We start from the raw sequence: 21,454 nt of genomic DNA, 5'->3' as shown, positions 1-21,454 counted from the left end.
CCGCTCAGCCTGGAATGCACCATGGACACGCCACTCCTGATCATCCGCCCGCGCGCCGAAGACGTCGAAGGCCAGCCGATTCTGCGCCCGCTGCCGTCAGCCAAATGCCGCAACGTCGGGCCTTTCGTGTTTTTCGACCACATGCTCGAGACGATTTATCCGACGGGTAAAGGCATGGATATCCGACAGCATCCGCACATTGGCCTGTCGACACTTACCTATCTGTTCGAAGGGCAATTGCAGCACAAAGACAGTCTGGGCTCCGATCAGGTGGTCGGCGCCGGCGATGTCAGCTGGATGACCGCTGGCAGCGCCATCGCCCACGTCGAGCGTACGCCTGCGCCACTGCTTGCCGAGACCTTCACCCTGCACGGCCTGCAAGTCTGGCTGGCCTCGCCCAAGGCACACGAAGAAGGCCCGGGGCATTACAGTCATCACCCGGCAGCGACGTTGCCGGTCAGCGATAACCTCGGCGTGCAGATTCGCATGATTGCCGGGTCAGGCTTTTGCCTGGAATCGCCGGTGCCGGTGCTTTCTCCTACGCTGTATGCGGAAGTGAAGATGCAGACCGCGACCACATTGCTGATTCCGGCCGAGCATGAAGAACGCGCGGTGTATGTGTTGAGCGGGGATGCGCAGTTGAATGGCGAGGCGATCGAGCCGCATGCGCTGGTGGTGTTGCCAGCCGGCGAAGAGATGAGCCTGTTTGCCGAAACCGATGTACACGCGGTGGTGTTCGGCGGCGCGGCACTGGACGGGCCGAGACGGATCAACTGGAATTTTGTTGCAAGCGATCCGGCGGCGATTGATGAGGCACGGCGCAAGTGGGCGGCCGGGGATTGGCCGACGGTGCCGGGGGAAGTCGAGCGGATCGAACTACCGCGCTAGGCCGCTTACCCTCACCCCAGCCCTCTCCCAGAGGGAGAGGGAGCCGACCGAGGCGTCTTGCGTTATACATCGACCTGAAAAGTCTCGGCGATTATGGATTCGCCTATTCACGTTCAGGTCGACGCCACTCCCGAGCAACCCCCAATCAGTCCCCTATCCCAGAGGGATAGGGAGCCGACCGAGGCGCCTTGCGTTATACATCGACCTGAAAAATCCCGGCGATTATGGATTCGCCTATTCAAGTTCAGGTCGACGTCACTCCCGAGCAACCCTCAATCAGTCGCCTATCCCAGAGGGATAAGGAGCCGACCGAGGCGTCTTGCGTTATACATCGACCTGAAAAGTCTCGGCGATTATGGATTCGCCTATTCACGTTCAGGTCGACGCCACTCCCGAGCAACCCTCAATCAGTCCCCTCTCCCCTCCGGGAGAGGGCTAGGGTGAGGGGCTTTTCGCTTTTAGCCGTTGAACACTTCATCCAGCAAATCATGCATCGACTTGAACGCGCGCTTGGCGGTCTTTTCGTCGTACATCATCTTACCCGGCACATTGGCGTGCGGATCGGTAAACGAGTGCACCGCGCCGCCGTAGCTGAGCAGTTGCCAGTCGACTTTCGCCGCGTTCATTTCATCTTCGAACGCTGGCAGTTGCTCTTTCGGCACCAATGGATCGGACGCGCCATGCAGCACCAGCACCGAGCCCTTGATGTTCTGCGCATCCGCCGGGTTCGGCGAATCCAGCGTGCCGTGGAACGACACCGCCGCTTTTACCGGCGCGCCGGTGCGGGCCAGATCCAGCGCACAGCAACCACCGAAGCAGAAACCGAACACCGCCAGTTTCGAGGTATCCACTGCCGCTTCGCCCTGGCTCTGCAATTGCTCAAATGCCACTTGCAGACGTTTGCGCAACAGCGCGCGGTCGTCCTTGAGCGGCATCATCGCTGCCAGCGCCTCATCAGCGTTCTGCGGACGCACGCTCTGGCCGTAGACATCCGCGATCAGCACCACGTAGCCCTCGGCCGCCACCGTTTTGGCAATGTCTTCAGCACCGGCGCTGACGCCCATCCAGTTCGGCGCCATCAGCAAACCCGGGCGCGCGCCCTTGTGCTCGGCGTCGAACGCCAGGCGACCTTCGTAGGTCTGGCCGTCAATCTGATAGACCACGGAACGTACAGTGACTTGGCTCATTTCTGACTCCTGATTGTGTAAACACCAGAATGAAAAAACCCGCCGAAGCGGGTTTTTCCTACAACGTGATCAAACCGACAGTTCAACCAGCAGCTTGTTCAGCCGGCGCACATAAGCGGCCGGATCCTTCAAGCTGTCGCCCGCCGCCAGGGCGGCCTGATCGAAGAGGATGTGCGACAGATCGCCAAAACGCTCTTCGCTCTGCTCGCCATCGAGTTTCTCGATCAGCGGGTGGCTCGGGTTGAACTCGAAGATCGGCTTCGAATCCGGGACTTTCTGCCCGCTGGCTTCGAGAATCTGGCGCATTTGCAGACCCAGATCCTGTTCGCCGATGGCCAGAATGGCCGGCGAGTCGGTCAGACGATGGGACACGCGAACTTCAGCCACGGAATCACCCAGCGCAGTTTTCAGGCGCTCGACCAGACCCTCTTTGGACTTGGCGACTTCTTCTGCGGCTTTCTTGTCCTCTTCCGAGTCCAGGTTGCCCAGATCGAGGTCACCGCGCGCCACGTCGACAAAAGTCTTGCCGTCGAATTCGCTGAGGTAGCTCATCAGCCACTCGTCGATGCGATCGGTGAGCAGCAGCACTTCGATGCCTTTCTTGCGGAAGACTTCCAGGTGCGGGCTGTTCTTGACCTGCGCGTAGGTTTCGCCGGTGAGGTAGTAGATCTTGTCCTGACCTTCCTTGGCGCGGGCCAGGTAGTCAGCCAGACCGACAATCTGCTCGCCGTCGTCGCCCTGGGTCGATGCAAAACGCAGCAGACCGGCAATTTTCTCTTTGTTGGCGAAATCTTCTGCCGGGCCTTCTTTCATGACCTGACCGAAGTTTTTCCAGAAGCCCTTGTATTGCTCAGGTTCGTTCTTCGCCAGTTTTTCCAGCATGTCGAGCACACGCTTGGTCAGCGCGGTTTTCATCGAATCGATGATCGGGTCTTTCTGCAGGATTTCACGCGACACGTTCAGCGACAGGTCGTTGGAATCGACCACGCCTTTGATGAAGCGCAGGTACAGCGGCAGGAACGACTCGGCCTGATCCATTACAAACACACGCTGCACGTAAAGCTTCAGGCCCTTCGGCGCTTCACGCTGGTACAGGTCGAACGGCGCGCGGGCCGGCACGTACAGCAGCGAGCTGTACTCGAGCTTGCCTTCAACCTTGTTGTGGCTCCACGACAGCGGATTCTCGAAGTCGTGAGCGATGTGTTTGTAGAACTCCTGGTATTCCTCGTCTTTGACTTCAGTGCGCGGACGGGTCCACAGGGCGCTGGCGCGGTTGACGGTTTCCCATTCAACGGCCGGAGCCTCTTCGCCTTCGGCCGGAGTGACTTCCTTCGGCAGTTCGATCGGCAAAGCAATGTGGTCGGAGTACTTCTTGATGATGTTGCGCAGACGCCAGCCATCCGCGAATTCGTCTTCACCGGATTTCAGGTGCAGGACGATGCGGGTACCGCGCTCTGGCTTGTCGATGGTGGCGACTTCGAACTCGCCCTCGCCTTTCGACGACCAGTGCACGCCTTCGCTGGCGGCAGTGCCGGCGCGACGGCTGTATACATCAACCTTGTCGGCGACGATAAAGGCCGAATAGAAGCCGACACCGAACTGGCCGATCAGGTGCGAATCTTTCTTCTGATCGCCGGACAGGTTTTTCATGAAATCGGCGGTGCCGGATTTGGCGATGGTACCCAGGTGGGTGATCACATCGTCACGGTTCATGCCGATACCGTTGTCTTCGAGGGTGACGGTCTTGGCGTCCTTGTCGAAGCTCACACGGATTTTCAGGTCAGCGCCACCTTCGAGCAACTCCGGCTTGGCCAGGGCTTCGAAGCGCAGCTTGTCGACAGCGTCAGAGGCGTTCGAGATCAATTCGCGAAGGAAAATTTCCTTATTCGAATACAGCGAATGGATCATGAGGTGCAGCAGCTGCTTTACCTCGGTCTGGAAGCCCAGGGTTTCCTTTTGAGTTTCCACACTCATGGTCATCAAACTCCAATCAGATGGCAGTGGCCGCGACCCGAAATGGTCTGCGGCGGGTTGTCATCTGAGTTGGGGGCGCTGTTCAGGATTTCAAGGGCTCATCAATTTTGAAGTGCGCGCGGGCGGTGGCGATCGGTTCGCCCTCGGTGCTCTGCCACGCCGTGACCGCAACGTTGGCCACGCGACGCCCCTGACGGCAGACCTGACACCTGGCCCACGTGTCGCGAAACTGCCCGGCGCGCAGGTAATCGAGGGAAAAATCGATGATCTTCGGCACACCCGGCGTGCCGGTGAAAATCAGCAGATGCAGGGCTGCGGCCAGCTCCATGAAGCCGGCAATTACCCCGCCGTGGATCGCCGGCAATAAAGGGTTACCAATGTTGTCCTTGTTCGCCGGCAGCTTGAACAGCAACTCATCGCCGACTCGCGAGCACTCGATACCGATCAGCCCGGCATAAGGAATCAACGCCAGCAGCGGCGTGTAATCGCCCTGCGCGTGGGCCTGTTGCAGCTGCTCCCTGAGATCGTTGCTCATTGGCTCGCTCCCTTGATCGCGCCCGCGAAACCCTTGCTGCCCTTCAGGCCGATGCCCATGCGCATGAATGTGCCGACGACGTGGGCAATCGGTTGCTCGGGATCGTCCTGGTAGGCAAAACCACGGGCAAAGATCACATCGGTGGTGACGCGATAGCACTGGGCAAAGCCGTACACCGCTTTATGCGGTTCAGCGGCGTGCATGTAGTCGATGCGCAGATCGAGGGTCGGACAGACTTCGAACTCCGGCAGCACGCACAGTGTCGACATGCCGCAGGCGGTGTCCATCAATGAAGTGATGGCACCGCCGTGGATGACTCCGGTTTCGGGATTGCCGACGATTTTTTCGCTGTACGGCAGGATCACCATCAGCCCTTCGCTGGAGGCACTGTGCACCTGCAGACCGAGGACCTGACAGTGGCGCAATGCCGATAAAAAGCGCGTCGCGCGCTCAAAAACGGGGTTTTCGGCCATGTGATAATTACTCGCGTTTGGGCCTTGTGCCAGTATTGAGAAAAGCGGCAAAAGTTCCGTGATAAAACAAACTTATATATCTGAAACAATTGAGGAACTTAACCCGTAGCGCCGAGTTCTTAAGGCCAGTAGTTATTTTCCATAAGGAGATACACCCCATGCGTAAGACTTTAGCTATTGCCTTGATGTTGACCGCTTCCCTCGGTCTCGCTGCCTGCGATAAAAAATCCGAGGACAAAGCTCAAGATGCAAACCAACATGCTGAGCAAGCTCAGCAAGACATGAACAAAGCTCAGGATAAAGTGAACGACGCAGCAAAAGAAAACGCCGAAGCTGCCAAAGCTCAGGCTGAATCGAACGCCGCTGCTCAAGAAGAAGCCGCCAAAAAGCAATAAGCTTTGTGGTGTGAAAGGAAAACCCGCCAAGTGCGGGTTTTCTTTTGCCTGCGATTTACCGGTTAGAGCAACACGGTTCTAAAAGTCGGACTAATCATCAGCAACAGCGAACAGATGAAGCCAACTAGCCACATCAGGCTGCGCAACTTCGCCAGATCGGCCAGATAGAACCACAGATAGAAAATCCGCGAGATCACGAAGATGATCGCCAGCGCATCGATCAGCCAACCCGCGGTTTGCGTGGTATGCGCCATCAGCACGCCGACGGCGAAGAGGATGAAGGCTTCGATGCTGTTCTGATGGGCCGCCAGCGCCCTCGCACCGAAGCCAGTCAACTGCGCCTGCTGCTGCCGCGGCAAGTGATTGTCATACCCGCCCTGCTCTTTCATGGCCTTGGCCACCGGCATACGCGCCACATAGATCAATAAAGCACTGATAAACACACACCAGAACGGAATACTCATCAAACAGCCTCTTTGTTCGCCTCAGGGACGGGCGCCTCTGTAGGGGTATAGACCATGACATCGAGAACGTCGGAATGAAACTCGCGGCGATACAAAACCACCACGACTCCCGCGCTCATGATCATGAACAGCCACGGGCTGACGAACCACGCCAGCATGCTCATGCCGAAGTAATAAGAACGCAGGCCGAAGTTGAACTGGTTGGCCGCCATCGAAATCACCCGCGCCGCCCGCGAAGCGAAGGCCTTGCGTTCCTGCTCGGTCACTTGGCGCTCACCGATCATCGGCGCCGACCCGACCAGAATCGCCGCGAAGTTGTATTGGCGCATGCACCAACTGAAAGTAAAGAACGCATAGACGAACACCAGTGCCAGACACAGCAACTTGATCTCCGACATGCCCTGCGACGCCTGCTGCACCATCGGAATATCCGCCAACAACGATACGGCTCGGTCGGACGCACCGAGCACGGTGAGGATACCGGCGAGGATGATCAGCGTGCTGGAGGCGAAGAACGACGCGTTGCGTTCCAGATTGCCGATCACGCTGGCATCGGCGATGCGGTTGTCACGCAGCAGCATGCGGCGCATCCAGTCTTCGCGGTACAGGTGCAACACGCTGGCCAGACACGCCGTATCACGGGCCTTCCAGGTGGCATAACGGGTGTAACCGCCCCAGCAGACGACAAACCAGACGGCGGCGAGCAAGTGGATCAGATTGGCTTGGATGAACGACATTCGTTGTCCTGAGCAAGAGGAATGATGGAGGGAACCCTTCGTTTCGACGTGTTGGCTCGTAAAAAGACACGCTCATTGAAGAGTCAAATTTATTCAAAATAGACCGCAGCTATCAGTTTTCAGAGGCTTATACCTGTCAACTCTGACAGTAGCGCCGAGGGTATGGCGAGGCATAAGGTCGTTTTCTCAAACGGGAACACTGACCGCTCCCCTATCAGACAAGGATTTGAGCATGAGACCTTTGAACGCTGCGCTGCCCATTGACACAACGTTTGGCAACCGGGGGTACGCCGAGTCATTTGCTACGGGAAGCCAGGCTTTGAAAATCGCAGGCTTGCGCCCGGATGGAAAGATCCTTCTCGTGGGACAAACTGTTGTAGAGGGCAAAGTCAGTTTTCATTTGGCGCAATTACTCGCGGACGGTACTAACGATACTGGCTTCAACGAAAACGGTTTGATCGTAGGTACGTTTACAGGTTCGGGACAAGCCAGCGGAACTGGCGCCTGTCTTTATAAAGACGGCAAGGCGCTGCTTTTTGGGTATCAATATGATGAGGACCAAGGAACTCGATTTGCGCTTGCCAGATTCTTCGCTGATGGTGAAAGAGATCGCGATTTCGGTCCCGATGGGACGGTTTACGTCCCTTTCCTGCCACAGTCCGAATCGCAATTGCCAAAACCGGAAGCTTCCATCACGTCGCAATCCAGAACCAGGTTAGTACTGACTGCTGATGAAAAAATACTCGTCGGTCAAAGCGACCGACTGTTCAGACTTGATCAGAATGGAGATTTCGATACCGCTTTCAACAACAAAGGCTGGCTGGATCTTGCAATGGGCATTGCTTCGATTTCAGTAGCAGAGGATGGAGTAATCACAGTTGCAGGTTCGAGGGCTGGAGAAGGGAAGATTGTGCGCCTGAACGTCGATGGAACGCCCCATAAAGACTTCGGCGATGATGGCACCGGGACCGTCTACATTCCATCGGATTACCCGGTCAGCGTACGAAGCCTGATGTTACGTGCTGACGGCAGCTTCTTTGTTGCTGGCCAGGTAGACACATCCCCCAACGACGTTTGGGGGAAAGGACGCAAAGCAATGATGGCCGCGTACAACCCGAACGGTAGACCAAATCTCGCATTCAATCAGGGTAAGCCTGTTGTCACTGATCTTGGATTAACCGACGGTTGCACTTTGTTCGATCTAAGTGGGGAACCTGAAGATGGTTTGGTTGTGGTGGGGAGTACAGGGCAAATAACCAGGGAGCAAATGCTTGCCTGCCGCTATCTGGCAACGGGTGAACTGGACACAACCTTTGGGGACGGCAAGGGATACGTTACTCACTCTATGGGGCCCGGTATGCAATGGATCTCGGTGGCAGTGCAGCCCGACAAGCGAATACTCCTGAGCCGTGACAGCGACAACGTCAATGTGGGAGCTCTGGTCGTACGTTATCTGGGTTGAGGATTATCAGCTCTGATAAAAAATGCCCCGTATCGATTGATACGGGGCATTTCTGTTTAACCGTGCCTGACCCGCTTGTGGCGGGTCACATCACGTCAGGCAGTGACTTCGCTGCGCTTGCCCAGCAGGCGATCACAGACCACGGCGACCACCAGGGTCATCACGCATGGCACCAGCCATGCCAGCCCTTGCTCGCTCAGCGGCAGATGGGTCAGCTGAGTTGGCATCCAGTCGGCCAGACCAGCGCCTTTCAGGGCGTCGATGGTGCCGAAAACGAAGGAAACCAGCATCACCGGGCCAAGAATGCGCCCGTGCTCATGCCAGAAATCCTTGCAGAAGCTCAGTGCGACCAGAACGATGCACGGCGGGTAGATCGCGGTGAGTACCGGAATCGAGAACGCAATGAGCTTGGTCAGACCGAGGTTGGAGACCAGCAGCGAGAACGCCGCGAGGATAATCACCAGCGTCTTGTAGGACAGTGGCAGCACACGGCTGAAGTATTCAGCACAGGCACAGGTCAGACCGACCGCCGTGACCAGACACGCCAGCGAGATCAGCACCGCAAGGAAACCGCTACCCAGCGAACCGAAGGTGTGTTGCACGTAGGCATGCAACACCGCCGCGCCGTTGGTGGCGCCGACCGCGACTTCATGGCTGCCGGAACCGAGGCGGAACAGGCTGACGTAGACCAGTGCCAGACCCACGCCGGCAATCAGCCCGGCAATGATCGCGTAACGGGTGATCAGCGCCGGCGACTCGACGCCACGGGAGCGGATCGCGTTGACGATAACGATGCCGAATACCAGTGCGCCGAGGGTATCCATGGTCAGGTAACCATTGATGAAGCCCTGAGAAAACGGTGCCGCCACATATTCCGGTGTGCCGTGACCGATGTCACCCGCCGGCAAGGCGAACGCGGCGATGCCCAGTACTGCCAGCGCAATGATTTTCAGCGGTGCGAGGAAGCGGCCAACGGTATCCAGCAACCGCCCAGGGTAGAGCGAAATGAAGAACACCAGCAGGAAGTACACCGAGCTGTAGAGGAACAGCGCCAGCGGGCTTTCGCCGGTCAATGGCGCCAGACCTACCTCGAAGGATACGGTCGCGGTACGCGGGGTGGCGAACAGCGGACCCACGGCCAGGTAGCATGCCGCCGCGAGGATACCGCCAGCGATCTTGCCGATAGGGCTGCTCAACGCATCCATCGCACCGCCGACCTTGGCCAGCGCCACCACGGTGACCACCGGCAAACCAACGGCGGTAATCAGGAAACCCAGTGCGGCCATCCAGACGTGAGGTCCGGCCTGCAAGCCGACGATCGGCGGGAAAATGATGTTACCGGCCCCGACAAACAGGGCAAACGTCATAAAACCAAGTGCCAGGATGTCCTGACCTTTCAAAACTTTCATTAAGGTAATACCACACTACTGAAATCGGAATTTAGAGGGGGATTGCCCTGTTGGATTAGGGAAATGCTGTCGATCCGTATGGGACTGACCCTTAAAGCGCGTAGCTGCCTTGTGGGCGGCGGACGCAAAAATGGCTGCCAGCCTAACGAATTTGGCTGACAAACGCACTGTTAGAGGGCGAACTATCCGATACGCGACGTTTCAGTGTCGCGTTTACATATCTATTTTTCATACAGAGAACCTGTATTCATCACAACGAACCTGTGGCGAGGGGATTTATCCCCGTTGGACTGCGCAGCAGTCCCAAAGAATCCGAGCTGGAACTGCCTGACTGATCATGGTCGCTAGCATGGGGGCCGCTTCGCAGCCCAGCGGGGATAAATCCCCTCGCCACTACAGCTCTCAAAATTCTCATACGCCAGGAACGACAAAGGCCACCCGAAGGTGGCCTTTGTTGCTGGAGCTAAAAAGTCAGCCGAAGCTTACTTCTTCACTTCCCAGCCAGTCAGCTCGGCCAGGGCCTTGCCGATGTCTGCCAGCGAACGCACGGTTTTTACGCCTGCGTCTTGCAGCGCAGCGAATTTCTCGTCTGCAGTGCCTTTGCCGCCAGAGATGATTGCGCCAGCATGGCCCATGCGCTTGCCCGGAGGAGCAGTCACACCAGCGATGTAGGAAACAACCGGCTTGGTCACGTTAGCCTTGATGTAGGCAGCCGCTTCTTCTTCAGCCGAACCGCCGATCTCGCCGATCATCACGATCGCCTCGGTCTTCGGGTCTTCCTGGAACAGCTTCAGGATGTCGATGAAGTTCGAGCCCGGGATCGGGTCACCACCGATGCCGACGCAAGTCGACTGACCGAAACCGGCGTCAGTGGTCTGCTTCACAGCTTCGTAGGTCAGGGTGCCGGAACGGGAAACGATACCGACCTTGCCTGGCAAGTGAATGTGACCTGGCATGATGCCGATCTTGCATTCGCCTGGGGTGATCACGCCTGGGCAGTTAGGGCCGATCAGGACTACGCCCAGCTCGTCGCACTTAACTTTGGCGTCCAGCATGTCCAGGGTAGGAATGCCTTCGGTGATGCAGACGATCAGCTTGATGCCGCCGAATGCCGCTTCCAGGATCGAGTCCTTGCAGAACGGAGCCGGAACGTAGATCACGCTGGCGGTAGCGCCAGTGGCAGCTACTGCGTCTTTTACGGTGTTGAACACTGGCAGACCCAGGTGCTCGGTGCCGCCCTTGCCCGGAGTTACGCCACCAACCATCTTGGTGCCGTATTCGATGGCTTGCTGGGTGTGGAAACTACCTTGCGAACCGGTAATACCCTGGCAGATAACTTTGGTGTCTTTATTGATCAGGACGCTCATTATTTGCCCTCCGCAGCTTTGACAACTTGTTGAGCAGCGTCGGTCAGGCTGGTAGCAGCGATGATGTTCAAACCGCTTTCTGCCAGTACTTTAGCGCCCAGCTCAGCGTTGTTGCCTTCAAGGCGAACAACAACCGGGATTTTCACGCCGACTTCTTTCACGGCGCCGATGATGCCTTCGGCAATCATGTCGCAACGAACGATGCCGCCGAAGATGTTGACCAGTACTGCCGCGACGTTCTGGTCGGACAGGATAATCTTGAACGCTTCAGTAACGCGTTCCTTGGTAGCGCCACCACCTACGTCGAGGAAGTTGGCTGGCTTGCCGCCATGCAGGTTGACGATGTCCATGGTGCCCATGGCCAGACCGGCACCGTTGACCATGCAGCCGATGTTGCCTTCCAGCGCTACGTAGTTCAGTTCGAACTTGGCAGCGTGCGCTTCGCGCGGATCGTCCTGCGACGGATCGTGGAAAGCCTTCAGCTTAGGCTGACGGTACATGGCGTTGGCGTCGATGTTGATCTTCGCGTCGAGGCAGTGCAGATCGCCGTCAGCCTTGATCACCAGCGGGTTTACTTCCAGCAGAGCCAGGTCGTGGTCTTTGAACAGCTTGGCCAGACCTACGAAGATCTTGGCGAACTGAGTGACCTGCTTGCCTTCCAGACCCAGCTGGAATGCCAGCTCGCGACCCTGGGATGGCTGAGCGCCAACCAGTGGATCGATAGTGGCCTTGAGAATTTTTTCTGGAGTGTCGTGAGCGATTTTCTCGATGTCCACGCCACCTTCGGTGGAAGCCATGAACACGATGCGACGGCTCGAACGGTCAACGACAGCGCCCAGGTACAGCTCTTTAGCGATATCAGTGCACGATTCAACCAGGATCTTGGTGACTGGCTGGCCATTGGCGTCAGTCTGGTAAGTCACCAGACGCTTGCCCAGCCACTGCTGTGCGAAGGCTTTGGCGTCTTCTTTGCTGCGAACCAGCTTTACGCCGCCCGCTTTACCGCGACCACCGGCGTGAACCTGGGCTTTGACGACCCACTCGTTGCCGCCGATTTTGTCGCAAGCTTCTGCTGCTGCTTCCGGGGTGTCTACTGCGTAACCAGTGGAAACTGGCAGGCCGTATTCAGCGAACAGCTGCTTACCCTGATACTCGTGAAGATTCATGCTTTTTACCGTCTTCGTTAGGTACTGCGCATTCGGCGCTGCGCTCGTTTGAGTGCCGCGCCACCTGTGACTGCTGCTTGCGTAGCTGGGCTACGCAAGACTGCGTCCGGCGGACATTCCGCGGTGAGTCTTGCTCGCAAGGCTCACGACGGGCCGTTGCCGCCGTGGTTTCTTATTATGTCTTAACGCTTCTTGCGGTTGGCAATGTGAATGGCGCCGCCATTCACTGCCAGAGCAGCTTCGTGCAAGGCTTCGGACAGGGTCGGATGGGAGAAAACCATCATGCCCAGGTCTTCAGCGCTGGTGCCGAATTCCATACCGATCGCGCCCTGCTGAACCAGTTCTGCAGCGCTCGGGCCAATCACGTGCACGCCCAATACGCGGTCGGTCTTCGCATCGGCGATGACCTTGACGAAACCACCGGTATCGTTGGCAGCCATGGCACGGCCGGAAGCGGCGAACGGGAAGGTGCCGACGTTGACTTCAACGCCTTCGGCCTTCAGCGCCTGCTCGGTTTTGCCCACCCACGCGATTTCCGGGTGAGTATAAATAACCGAAGGGATCAAATCATAGTTCATCTGAGCCTTGTGGCCCTTGATGCGCTCGACAACCATGATGCCTTCTTCCGAAGCCTTGTGGGCCAGCATCATGCCGCGAACCACGTCACCGATGGCGAAGACGCCCGGTACAGCTGTGACGCAATGGTCATCGACCGCGATGAAACCGCGCTCGTCGATTTCCACGCCGCAGTCGGCAGACAGCAGATCAGTGGTCACCGGACGGCGACCAACGGCTACGATCAGCTTGTCGAAAGTGATGGTCTGTTCGCCGTTGGCATCGGTGTAGTTGACGACGACTTCTTCGCCGTTGACTTTCGAACCGGTAACGCGAGCGCCCAGCTTGATGTCCAGGCCCTGTTTGGTCAGGGTTTTCAGCGCTTCCTTGGAAACGGCGGTGTCCGCTGCCATCAGGAAAGTGTCCAGTGCTTCGAGAACAGTCACTTCTGCACCCAGACGCGACCATACCGAACCCAGTTCCAGACCGATCACGCCAGCGCCGATCACGCCCAGACGTTTAGGTACGGACTGGAATTCCAGAGCGCCAGTCGAATCGACGATGACTTTCTGGTCAACCGGAGCCGGTGGAATGTCGATCGGACGCGAACCTGGCGCGAGAATGACGTTTTCCGCTTCGATGACTTCAACCGAACCGTCCGGCTTGGTGACTTCGACTTTCTTGCCGGCCAGCAGCTTGCCGTGGCCCTGGATCGAAGTAACGCCGTTGGCCTTGAACAGGGTGGCAACGCCGCCGGTCAGGTTCTTGACGATGCCAGCCTTGCGGCCAACCATCGCAGCGACGTCCATTTTGACTTCGCCGGTCGAGATACCGTGAACGTTGAAGCTCTCTTTGGCTTCCTTGTATTTCCACGAGCTGTCGAGCAGCGCCTTGGAAGGAATGCAACCTACGTTCAGGCAGGTACCGCCCAGGGCTTGCTTGCCCTCTGCGTCGGTGTACTTCTCGATGCAGGCAGTGGTCAGGCCCAACTGAGCAGCCTTGATGGCCGCTACATAGCCACCAGGGCCGGCACCGATCACTACTACGTCAAATTTCTGCGACATTCAAAAAATCCTCTTTAGCAATAAAGCTACAAGCCGCAAGCTCCAAGCTGCAAGCCCACCCGCTCGCCCTGAGCTTGAGGCTTGTAGCTGAAAGCTTGCAGCTGCTTTTTAGATATCCAGCAACAGACGAGCCGGATCTTCCAGCAGGTTCTTGATGGTCACCAGGAAGGTCACAGCTTCTTTGCCATCGATCAGGCGGTGATCGTAGGACAGAGCCAGGTACATCATCGGACGGATCACGACCTGACCGTTGATGGCCATCGGACGCTGGATGATGTTGTGCATGCCCAGAATCGCTGCCTGCGGCGGGTTGACGATCGGCGTCGACATCATCGAACCGAAGGTACCACCGTTGGTGATGGTGAAGGTACCACCGGTCATCTCGTCCATCGACAGTTTGCCGTCACGGGCTTTCTTGCCAAATGTTGCGATGCCGCCTTCGATTTCAGCCAGGCTCATCAGCTCGGCGTTACGCAGAACCGGTACCACCAGGCCACGGTCGCTGGAAACGGCAACGCCGATGTCCGCATAGCCGTGGTAAACGATGTCGCCGCCGTCGATCGACGCGTTGACAGCCGGGAAGCGTTTCAGCGCTTCGGTGGCCGCTTTCACGAAGAACGACATGAAGCCCAGGCGTACGCCGTTGTGGGACTTCTCGAACAGGTCCTTGTACTTCGAACGCAGCGCCATGACTTCGGTCATGTCGACTTCGTTGAACGTGGTCAGCATCGCCATGTTTGACTGGGCTTCAACCAGACGCTTGGCCACGGTGGCACGTACGCGAGTCATCGGTACGCGCTTCTCGATGCGGTCGCCGGCAGCGAACACAGGCGCAGCAGCCGAAGGAGCAGCAGCCTTGGCAGGCGCGGCAGCCGGAGCGGCTTTCTTCGCAGCAACTGCTGCTACCACGTCTTCCTTGGTCACACGACCGCCCTTGCCGGTGCCGGCAACGGAAGCGATGTTGATGCCGTTCTCTTCAGCCAGCTTGCGCGCGGCAGGAGCGGCGATCGGGTCATCTTCGCCATCGGCAGCAGCTGGTGCGGCAGCGGCAGTAGCGGCCGGAGCGGCAGCGGCGGCAGGAGCGGCAGCAGCAGCGCCGCCCTCTTCGATCGAGCCCAGGACCTGGTTCGACAGAACGGTAGCGCCCTCTTCGGCAACGATTGCGCCCAGCACGCCGTCTGCTTCAGCCAACACTTCGAGCACGACTTTGTCGGTTTCGATGTCGACGATCAGGTCGTCACGCTTGACGGCCTCACCTGGTTTCTTGTGCCAGGTGGCAACGGTGCCATCGGCAACCGATTCCGGGAATGACGGGGCTTTGATTTCGATAGCCATTATCTGTGGGTCCTTAAAATTCGGTTTCAGTCAGCGCGAAGGCGTTAAACAGTGAAAGCATCTTGCAGCAGTTTTTCCTGCTGCTCGGCGTGCATCGATGCGTAACCACAAGCTGGCGCAGCCGAAGCCTCACGGCCCGCGTACTCAAGTACGAGAGTCTTGTCGAGGTTGGCGATGCTGCGACGCAAGTGATGCTGGCTGCAGTACCAGGCACCCTGGTTCATCGGCTCTTCCTGACACCAGACGGCGTGTTTGACGTTGGTATATGGAGCCAGGACTTCTTTCAAGTCGTCCTCAGGGAACGGATACAGCTGCTCGATACGCACGATGGCGATATCTTCGCGGCCTTCGGCACGGCGTTTTTCCAGCAGGTCGTAGTAGACCTTGCCGCTGCACAGAACCACGCGCTCGACCTTTTTCGGGTCCAGTGCATCGATTTCCGGGATCACGGTCTGGAACGAACCTTCGGCCAGATCTTCCAGCGTCGAGATGGCCAGCTTGTGGCGCAGCAGCGACTTCGGCGTCAGCACGACCAGCGGCTTGCGCAGCGGACGGATCACCTGACGACGCAGCAAGTGGTAGATCTGCGCTGGCGTGGTCGGCATGCACACCTGAATGTTGTGCTCGGCGCACAGCTGCAGGTAACGCTCAAGACGAGCCGAGCTGTGCTCAGGGCCTTGGCCTTCGTAACCGTGTGGCAGCAGCATGGTCAGACCGCAGAGACGGCCCCACTTGTGCTCGCCGCTGGTGATGAACTGGTCGATCACGACCTGAGCACCGTTGGCGAAGTCGCCGAACTGGGCTTCCCAGATCACCAGCGCGTTTGGCGTGGTGGTCGAGTAACCGTATTCGAATGCCAGTACGGCTTCTTCCGAGAGGAACGAGTCGTACAGGTCGAAACGTGGCTGACCGTCGTACAGGTTCTGCAGCGGAATGTAGGTGCCCGCGTCTTTCTGGTTGTGCAACACAGCGTGACGGTGCGAGAACGTACCGCGGCCGATGTCCTGACCGGTCATGCGGATCGGGTGACCTTCGAACGCGAGGGTCGCGTACGCCATGGTTTCAGCGTAACCCCAGTTGATCGGCAGGCCGCCGGCTTGCATCTTCTGACGGTCTTCGTAGATCTTCGCGACCTGGCGCTGAACAACGAAGCCTTCCGGAATTTCCAGCAGCTTGGCGGACAGCTCTTGCAGGGTCTTGAGATCGAAACGCGTGTCGTGACGCGCAGTCCAGGCGTGGCCCAGGTACGGACGCCAGTCGACGAACAGCTCTTTGTTCGGCTCTTTGACCAGCGATTTCACTACGTGCAGACCGTTGTCCAGCGCGTTGCGGTATTCGTCGACCTTGGCCTGAACGCGTTCAGCGTCAAGCACACCGGCCTGAGTCAGGCGATCAGCGTACAGCTCACGGGTGGTGCGCTGCTTGGTGATCTGCTGATACATCAGTGGCTGGGTGCCGCTTGGCTCGTCGGCCTCGTTGTGGCCGCGACGACGGTAGCAGACCAGATCGATCACCACGTCACGCTTGAACTGCATGCGGTAGTCGATGGCCAATTGGGTCACGAACAGCACGGCTTCCGGATCATCGCCATTCACATGGAGGATCGGCGCCTGGATCATCTTGGCAACGTCGGTGGCGTACTCGGTGGAGCGCGAGTCCAGCGGGTTGCTGATGGTGAAACCGACCTGGTTGTTGATCACGATGTGCACGGTACCGCCGGTCTTGAAACCGCGGGTCTGCGACATCTGGAAGGTTTCCATGACCACGCCCTGACCGGCAAATGCCGCGTCACCGTGGATGGAGATCGGCAGTACCTTCTCACCGGTCAGGTCGTTGCGACGGTCCTGACGGGCGCGCACCGAACCTTCGACCACCGGGGAAACGATTTCCAGGTGGGACGGGTTGAACGCCATGGCGAGGTGAACTTCACCGCCGGTGGTCATCACGTTGGACGAGAAGCCCTGGTGGTATTTAACGTCACCGGAACCCAGCTCGACCTTCTTCTTGCCTTCGAACTCGTCGAACAGCTCGCGCGGGTTCTTGCCGAAGGTGTTGACCAGCACGTTCAGACGGCCACGGTGGGCCATGCCGATGACGACTTCCTTGGTGCCGTACGAGCCGGAACGCTGGATCAGTTCGTCGAGCATCGGAATCAGGCTTTCGCCGCCTTCCAGACCGAAACGCTTGGTGCCCGGGTATTTGGTGCCCAGGTATTTTTCCAGGCCTTCACCGGCAGTCACGCGCTCAAGCAGGTGGCTCTTGATGTCGGCGGAGTACGTCGGACGGCCACGCACGCTTTCCAGACGCTGCTGGAACCACTGGCGCTGCTCGGAATCGGTGATGTGCGTAAATTCAGCGCCGATGGTGCGGCAATATGTCTGCTGCAACGCTTCGTGAATTTCGCGTAGGCTCGCTTCCTCTTTGCCGATGAACAGGTCGCCGGCACGGAAGGTCGTATCAAGATCGGCATTGGTCAAGCCGTAATGATTGATCGACAGGTCTGCAGGTGCAGGACGCTGCCACAGCCCCAGCGGGTCAAGCTGGGCTGCCTGGTGGCCACGCATACGGTAGGCCTGGATCAATCGCAGCACTTCAACTTGCTTCTTCTCGTGCTCACTGCTCACGCTGCCGGCGGAAACCGGTTGGGCGCGGCGCTGGTTCTTTGCCAGCAGCACGAAATGATCGCGAATCGTCGAGTGCGAAACATCAGTGGCAGAGTTGCCGTCGGCTGGCAACTTCTGAAAGTAGGTGCGCCACTCTTCTGGCACAGCGTTAGGGTCGTGCAGGTAGAGCTCATAAAGCTCTTCCACATAGGCAGCGTTTCCACCTGAAAGGTAGGCGCTGTTCCACATGCGCTGCATCACGCTTTCTTGCATGCTTGGTCACCCTCGGTTAGGGGAACACCATCGGTGTCGACACCGAGCAAACTTGCAGAAGTCCGAATGCAGCGACTAAAACAAGCCACCTAGGATCACACTGATAGTCCGGGTACCAGCCCGGATGCCCCTGCTTGTCTCATTTCTTCAAAAGAAGAGCTGCAGCTTATGGCTACGGCTCTGGTTATAGCCATGACGCGGGTTGAAGCCCGCGCCACAGCCTCTACGGTGCAACGGTTACAGCAGCTGAATCACACGCCGCTCGAAAGCAGCATGTTACGGATGTGACCGATGGCCTTAGTCGGGTTCAGGCCTTTCGGACATACGTTGACGCAGTTCATGATGCCCCGGCAGCGGAAAACGCTGAACGGGTCGTCAAGTGAAGCCAGACGCTCGCTGGTCTTGGTGTCGCGGCTGTCTGCCAGGAAGCGGTAGGCTTGCAGCAGCGCAGCAGGACCCAGGAACTTGTCCGGGTTCCACCAGAAGGACGGGCAAGAGGTCGAGCAGCAGGCGCACAGGATGCACTCGTACAGACCGTCGAGCTTTTCGCGCTCTTCTGGCGACTGCAGACGCTCGATGGCCGGAGCCGGCGTGTCGTTCTGCAGGTAAGGCTTCACCTTCTCGTATTGCTTGTAGAAGATGCTCATATCGACGACCAGGTCACGGATAACCGGCAAACCTGGCAGTGGACGAACGATCAGCTTGTTGCCTTTTACAACGGCAGACAGCGGCGTGATGCAGGCCAGACCGTTCTTGCCGTTGATGTTCATGCCGTCGGAGCCGCAGACGCCTTCACGGCAGGAGCGACGATAGGAGAAACCTTCGTCCTGCTCTTTGATCAGGGCCAGCACGTCCAGCACCATCAGGTCTTTACCACCGGTATCGACCTGGAAATCCTGCATGAACGGCGCGGCGTCCTGATCAGGGTTGTAGCGATAAACACTGACTTGCAACATGGCGGTCACCCTTAATAAGTCCGGACTTTAGGTTCGAAAGTCGGAACAGTCTTCGGCGAGAAGTTCACGGCACGCTTGGTGACGCGCTTGTCACCCGGGAAGTACAGGGTGTGGCACAGCCAGTTTTCGTCATCACGGTCTTCGAAGTCTTCACGGGCGTGAGCGCCGCGGGACTCTTTACGTACTTCGGCCGCGATGGCGGTAGCTTCAGCCACTTCCAGCAGGTTCTGCAGTTCCAGCGCTTCGATACGTGCAGTGTTGAACGCTTGCGACTTGTCGTTGATCTTCACGTTGGCGATACGCTTGCGCAGATCGGCCAGCTGAGCGATGCCCTTCTGCATGTATTCGCCGGTACGGAATACACCGAAGTAGTTCTGCATGCAGCTTTGCAGCTCGCGACGCAGGGTGGCAACGTCTTCACCGTCGGTACGGTTGTTCAGCGCGTTCAGACGCGACAATGCAGCTTCGATGTCGGACTCGGTAGCGTCGTCGTATTCGATGCCATCGGTCAACGCCTTTTCCAGGTGCAGGCCGGCAGCGCGACCGAAGACCACCAGGTCGAGCAGCGAGTTGCCGCCCAGACGGTTCGCACCGTGTACCGATACGCAAGCCACTTCGCCTACCGCGAACAGGCCAGGAATGATCTGGTCCTGACCTTCGGCGTTCTGGGTGATCGCCTGGCCATGAATGTTGGTGGCAACGCCGCCCATCATGTAGTGGCAGGTCGGCACGACCGGAACCGGAGCAACTACCGGGTCAACGTGGGCGAAAGTCTTCGACAGTTCGCAGATGCCTGGCAGACGGCTGTGCAGCACTTCCTCGCCCAGGTGGTCGAGCTTGAGCATTACGTGGTCGCCATTCGGACCGCAACCGTTGCCGGCGATGATTTCCTTGACCATCGAACGGGCAACCACGTCACGACCTGCAAGGTCTTTCGCGTTCGGAGCATAACGCTCCATGAAACGCTCGCCGTGCTTGTTGATCAGGTAACCACCTTCACCACGGCAACCTTCGGTAACCAGTACACCGGCGCCGGCAATGCCGGTCGGGTGGAACTGCCACATTTCGATGTCTTGTACCGGCACGCCAGCACGCAGAGCCATGCCGACGCCGTCACCGGTGTTGATCAGGGCGTTGGTGGTGGACGCGTAGATACGGCCTGCACCGCCAGTCGCCAGAACGGTGGCCTTGGCACGGATGTAGGAGGTTTCGCCGGTTTCGATGCAGATCGCGATCACACCAACGAATTCGCCTTCCTGGTTTTTCACCAGATCAACAGCGTAGTACTCGTTGAGGAACGTGGTACCGGCTTTCAGGTTGCCCTGATAAAGGGTGTGCAGCAGCGCGTGACCGGTACGGTCGGATGCAGCGCAGGTACGTGCAGCCTGACCGCCCTTGCCGTAATCCTTGGACTGGCCACCGAACGGACGCTGGTAGATGCGGCCTTGCTCGGTACGCGAGAACGGCAGACCCATGTGGTCCAGCTCGAACACGGCAGCCGGGCCTTCCTGACACATGTATTCGATAGCGTCCTGGTCACCGATGTAGTCGGAACCCTTGACGGTATCGTACATGTGCCAGCGCCAGTCATCGTTCGGGTCGGCGGAAGCGATGGCGCACGTGATGCCGCCCTGTGCGGACACGGTGTGCGAACGGGTCGGGAAAACCTTGGTGATCACCGCAGTCTTGTGGCCGCCCTGTGCCAGCTGCAGCGCAGCGCGCATGCCGGCACCGCCACCACCAATAATGATGGCGTCGAAAGAAATCGTTGGAATGTTAGCCATGAATCAGATACCCCAGAGAATCTGCACACCCCAGACGAAGTAAGCGAACATCGCAACGCCGCATACTGCCTGGAAAAGGAAACGTATCGCCGTTGCGGACTTGCCGAACGCCATTGGCGTCAGGTAGTCGGTCGCGATGGTCCACATGCCGACCCAGGCGTGAGCGCCCAGAGCAACAAGGGCCAGCAGGCTGAAAATACGCATTCCGTTGTGAGCGAACAGTTCATGCCACTGGGCATACTCGAGGCCAGGGTTGGCGACGATGTATCCGATCAGAAAGATGAAGTAAGCCGCGAGAACGACCGCAGACACACGCTGTGCCATCCAGTCATAGAGGCCCGAACGCGACAGGTTAGTGACGTTAGTTACCATATCCAGACTCCTGCCAGAACGATTACCACCACGGAAACGGCGATAACGATTTTCGAGCCCAGTTTGCCGCCTTCCAGCGTCTCACCGATGCCCATGTCCATGATCAAGTGGCGCACACCGGCTACCAGGTGATACAGCAGAGCGGACAGGATGCCCCAAATCACTAGCTTGGCTAGCGGACTGGTCAGACACGCTTTCACCTGACCGAAGCCTTCCTCGGAGCTCAGCGACTTGTCCAATGCGTAAAGCATGATGGCAAGGCACACGAAGAGGATGACACCGGAGATACGGTGAAGAATGGACGTGTAAGCAGTGACTGGGAGTTTGATGGTCCTTAGGTCTAGGTTTACAGGTCGTTGGCTTTTCACGGCTTTTTTTTCACACTGAAGAGCCCCTAACAATCAGGGCAAAGTTGTTGGGGAGTGCACTGGTCAGGTAACCACCACCCAGGGATG

The 21,454-nt window shown here is 58.1% G+C and carries 19 protein-coding genes; 3 read left to right on the top strand and 16 right to left on the bottom strand.

Annotation, left to right across the window (positions count from 1 at the left end; genetic code table 11):
- Positions 1 to 21: 21 nt before the first annotated feature.
- Positions 22 to 888, top strand: a complete 867-nt coding sequence (locus tag AB4N73_RS03085) for a pirin family protein (protein WP_252883397.1) — start codon at positions 22 to 24, stop codon at positions 886 to 888.
- Between the two features lie 458 nt (positions 889 to 1,346).
- On the opposite strand, the gene AB4N73_RS03080 is transcribed toward AB4N73_RS03085, so the two are convergent.
- From AB4N73_RS03080 to AB4N73_RS03065, 4 genes are all read right to left on the bottom strand, one after another.
- Complete coding sequence (locus AB4N73_RS03080; RefSeq protein WP_095180749.1) at positions 1,347 to 2,075, bottom strand: dienelactone hydrolase family protein; 729 nt, start codon at positions 2,073 to 2,075, stop codon at positions 1,347 to 1,349.
- Positions 2,076 to 2,144: 69 nt separating this feature from the next.
- Positions 2,145 to 4,049, bottom strand: coding sequence for a molecular chaperone HtpG (gene htpG / locus AB4N73_RS03075; protein WP_150741309.1), 1,905 nt, complete (start codon positions 4,047 to 4,049; stop codon positions 2,145 to 2,147).
- Positions 4,050 to 4,131: 82 nt separating this feature from the next.
- Positions 4,132 to 4,584: a PaaI family thioesterase gene (locus AB4N73_RS03070; protein ID WP_041479556.1), complete on the bottom strand. Its 453-nt coding sequence runs from the start codon at positions 4,582 to 4,584 to the stop codon at positions 4,132 to 4,134.
- The gene (locus tag AB4N73_RS03065; protein ID WP_252877703.1) at positions 4,581 to 5,057 is read right to left on the bottom strand and encodes a PaaI family thioesterase; all 477 of its coding nucleotides are present in this window, start codon (positions 5,055 to 5,057) and stop codon (positions 4,581 to 4,583) included. The genes AB4N73_RS03070 and AB4N73_RS03065 overlap by 4 nt, the downstream gene beginning before the upstream one ends.
- Positions 5,058 to 5,215: 158 nt before the next feature.
- Here AB4N73_RS03065 and AB4N73_RS03060 point away from each other — a divergent pair, with 158 nt between their 5' ends.
- Positions 5,216 to 5,452 (top strand): hypothetical protein, encoded by a 237-nt coding sequence (locus AB4N73_RS03060; RefSeq protein ID WP_007959016.1) that lies wholly within the window; start codon positions 5,216 to 5,218, stop codon positions 5,450 to 5,452.
- 62 nt (positions 5,453 to 5,514) lie between these two features.
- On the opposite strand, the gene AB4N73_RS03055 is transcribed toward AB4N73_RS03060, so the two are convergent.
- The gene (locus AB4N73_RS03055) at positions 5,515 to 5,916 is read right to left on the bottom strand and encodes an MAPEG family protein (protein ID WP_056783897.1); all 402 of its coding nucleotides are present in this window, start codon (positions 5,914 to 5,916) and stop codon (positions 5,515 to 5,517) included.
- Positions 5,916 to 6,653 (bottom strand): DUF599 domain-containing protein, encoded by a 738-nt coding sequence (locus tag AB4N73_RS03050; protein WP_016773682.1) that lies wholly within the window; start codon positions 6,651 to 6,653, stop codon positions 5,916 to 5,918. The genes AB4N73_RS03055 and AB4N73_RS03050 overlap by 1 nt, the downstream gene beginning before the upstream one ends.
- 232 nt (positions 6,654 to 6,885) lie before the next feature.
- Here AB4N73_RS03050 and AB4N73_RS03045 point away from each other — a divergent pair, with 232 nt between their 5' ends.
- Entirely contained in the window at positions 6,886 to 8,115 is a 1,230-nt protein-coding gene (locus AB4N73_RS03045; protein WP_236169133.1) for an NHL repeat-containing protein, read from the top strand.
- 95 nt (positions 8,116 to 8,210) lie between these two features.
- On the opposite strand, the gene brnQ is transcribed toward AB4N73_RS03045, so the two are convergent.
- The 10 genes from brnQ to sdhC form a co-directional block, all read right to left on the bottom strand.
- Positions 8,211 to 9,524 carry a branched-chain amino acid transport system II carrier protein gene (gene brnQ, locus AB4N73_RS03040; protein ID WP_016773681.1) on the bottom strand — a complete coding sequence of 438 codons (1,314 nt, stop codon included), beginning with the start codon at positions 9,522 to 9,524 and terminating at the stop codon, positions 8,211 to 8,213.
- Positions 9,525 to 10,006: 482 nt separating this feature from the next.
- The gene (sucD, locus tag AB4N73_RS03035) at positions 10,007 to 10,891 is read right to left on the bottom strand and encodes a succinate--CoA ligase subunit alpha (RefSeq protein WP_016773680.1); all 885 of its coding nucleotides are present in this window, start codon (positions 10,889 to 10,891) and stop codon (positions 10,007 to 10,009) included.
- On the bottom strand, positions 10,891 to 12,057 hold the full coding sequence (sucC, locus tag AB4N73_RS03030) for an ADP-forming succinate--CoA ligase subunit beta (protein WP_016773679.1): 1,167 nt from the start codon (positions 12,055 to 12,057) through the stop codon (positions 10,891 to 10,893). Before sucC ends, sucD begins: the two co-directional genes overlap by 1 nt.
- 182 nt (positions 12,058 to 12,239) lie before the next feature.
- Entirely contained in the window at positions 12,240 to 13,676 is a 1,437-nt protein-coding gene (gene lpdA / locus AB4N73_RS03025) for a dihydrolipoyl dehydrogenase (protein ID WP_016773678.1), read from the bottom strand.
- A 108-nt stretch (positions 13,677 to 13,784) separates the two neighbouring features.
- Positions 13,785 to 15,011: a 2-oxoglutarate dehydrogenase complex dihydrolipoyllysine-residue succinyltransferase gene (gene odhB / locus AB4N73_RS03020; RefSeq protein ID WP_024012151.1), complete on the bottom strand. Its 1,227-nt coding sequence runs from the start codon at positions 15,009 to 15,011 to the stop codon at positions 13,785 to 13,787.
- 44 nt (positions 15,012 to 15,055) lie between these two features.
- Positions 15,056 to 17,887 carry a 2-oxoglutarate dehydrogenase E1 component gene (locus AB4N73_RS03015; protein ID WP_041479560.1) on the bottom strand — a complete coding sequence of 944 codons (2,832 nt, stop codon included), beginning with the start codon at positions 17,885 to 17,887 and terminating at the stop codon, positions 15,056 to 15,058.
- A 251-nt stretch (positions 17,888 to 18,138) separates the two neighbouring features.
- Entirely contained in the window at positions 18,139 to 18,843 is a 705-nt protein-coding gene (locus AB4N73_RS03010) for a succinate dehydrogenase iron-sulfur subunit (protein WP_016773675.1), read from the bottom strand.
- 11 nt (positions 18,844 to 18,854) lie between these two features.
- Complete coding sequence (gene sdhA, locus AB4N73_RS03005) at positions 18,855 to 20,627, bottom strand: succinate dehydrogenase flavoprotein subunit (protein WP_024012149.1); 1,773 nt, start codon at positions 20,625 to 20,627, stop codon at positions 18,855 to 18,857.
- A gap of 3 nt (positions 20,628 to 20,630) precedes the next feature.
- Positions 20,631 to 20,999: a succinate dehydrogenase, hydrophobic membrane anchor protein gene (sdhD, locus tag AB4N73_RS03000; protein WP_008049683.1), complete on the bottom strand. Its 369-nt coding sequence runs from the start codon at positions 20,997 to 20,999 to the stop codon at positions 20,631 to 20,633.
- The gene (sdhC, locus tag AB4N73_RS02995) at positions 20,993 to 21,367 is read right to left on the bottom strand and encodes a succinate dehydrogenase, cytochrome b556 subunit (protein WP_016773673.1); all 375 of its coding nucleotides are present in this window, start codon (positions 21,365 to 21,367) and stop codon (positions 20,993 to 20,995) included. Before sdhC ends, sdhD begins: the two co-directional genes overlap by 7 nt.
- Positions 21,368 to 21,454: the final 87 nt, after the last annotated feature.

It is taken from the genome of Pseudomonas sp. S3_B08 (assembly GCF_054667725.1).
Note: the sequence above shows the minus strand (reverse complement) of the source record. Positions and strands in the feature narration are given on the sequence as shown.

Bases quoted from the DNA above. Each gene is read 5' to 3' on its own strand.
- AB4N73_RS03045 (WP_236169133.1), top strand. From the start codon at position 6,886: ATGAGACCTTTGAACGCTGCGCTGCCCATTGACACAACGTTTGGCAAC.
- AB4N73_RS03050 (WP_016773682.1), bottom strand. From the start codon at position 6,653: ATGTCGTTCATCCAAGCCAATCTGATCCACTTGCTCGCCGCCGTCTGG.
- AB4N73_RS03015 (WP_041479560.1), bottom strand. From the start codon at position 17,887: ATGCAAGAAAGCGTGATGCAGCGCATGTGGAACAGCGCCTACCTTTCA.
- brnQ (WP_016773681.1), bottom strand. From the start codon at position 9,524: ATGAAAGTTTTGAAAGGTCAGGACATCCTGGCACTTGGTTTTATGACG.
- sdhD (WP_008049683.1), bottom strand. From the start codon at position 20,999: ATGGTAACTAACGTCACTAACCTGTCGCGTTCGGGCCTCTATGACTGG.
- sucD (WP_016773680.1), bottom strand. From the start codon at position 10,891: ATGAGCGTCCTGATCAATAAAGACACCAAAGTTATCTGCCAGGGTATT.
- AB4N73_RS03070 (WP_041479556.1), bottom strand. From the start codon at position 4,584: ATGAGCAACGATCTCAGGGAGCAGCTGCAACAGGCCCACGCGCAGGGC.
- AB4N73_RS03080 (WP_095180749.1), bottom strand. From the start codon at position 2,075: ATGAGCCAAGTCACTGTACGTTCCGTGGTCTATCAGATTGACGGCCAG.
- AB4N73_RS03055 (WP_056783897.1), bottom strand. From the start codon at position 5,916: ATGAGTATTCCGTTCTGGTGTGTGTTTATCAGTGCTTTATTGATCTAT.
- AB4N73_RS03010 (WP_016773675.1), bottom strand. From the start codon at position 18,843: ATGTTGCAAGTCAGTGTTTATCGCTACAACCCTGATCAGGACGCCGCG.
- htpG (WP_150741309.1), bottom strand. From the start codon at position 4,049: ATGAGTGTGGAAACTCAAAAGGAAACCCTGGGCTTCCAGACCGAGGTA.
- AB4N73_RS03065 (WP_252877703.1), bottom strand. From the start codon at position 5,057: ATGGCCGAAAACCCCGTTTTTGAGCGCGCGACGCGCTTTTTATCGGCA.
- AB4N73_RS03060 (WP_007959016.1), top strand. From the start codon at position 5,216: ATGCGTAAGACTTTAGCTATTGCCTTGATGTTGACCGCTTCCCTCGGT.
- lpdA (WP_016773678.1), bottom strand. From the start codon at position 13,676: ATGTCGCAGAAATTTGACGTAGTAGTGATCGGTGCCGGCCCTGGTGGC.
- sucC (WP_016773679.1), bottom strand. From the start codon at position 12,057: ATGAATCTTCACGAGTATCAGGGTAAGCAGCTGTTCGCTGAATACGGC.
- odhB (WP_024012151.1), bottom strand. From the start codon at position 15,011: ATGGCTATCGAAATCAAAGCCCCGTCATTCCCGGAATCGGTTGCCGAT.
- AB4N73_RS03085 (WP_252883397.1), top strand. From the start codon at position 22: ATGGACACGCCACTCCTGATCATCCGCCCGCGCGCCGAAGACGTCGAA.
- sdhA (WP_024012149.1), bottom strand. From the start codon at position 20,627: ATGGCTAACATTCCAACGATTTCTTTCGACGCCATCATTATTGGTGGT.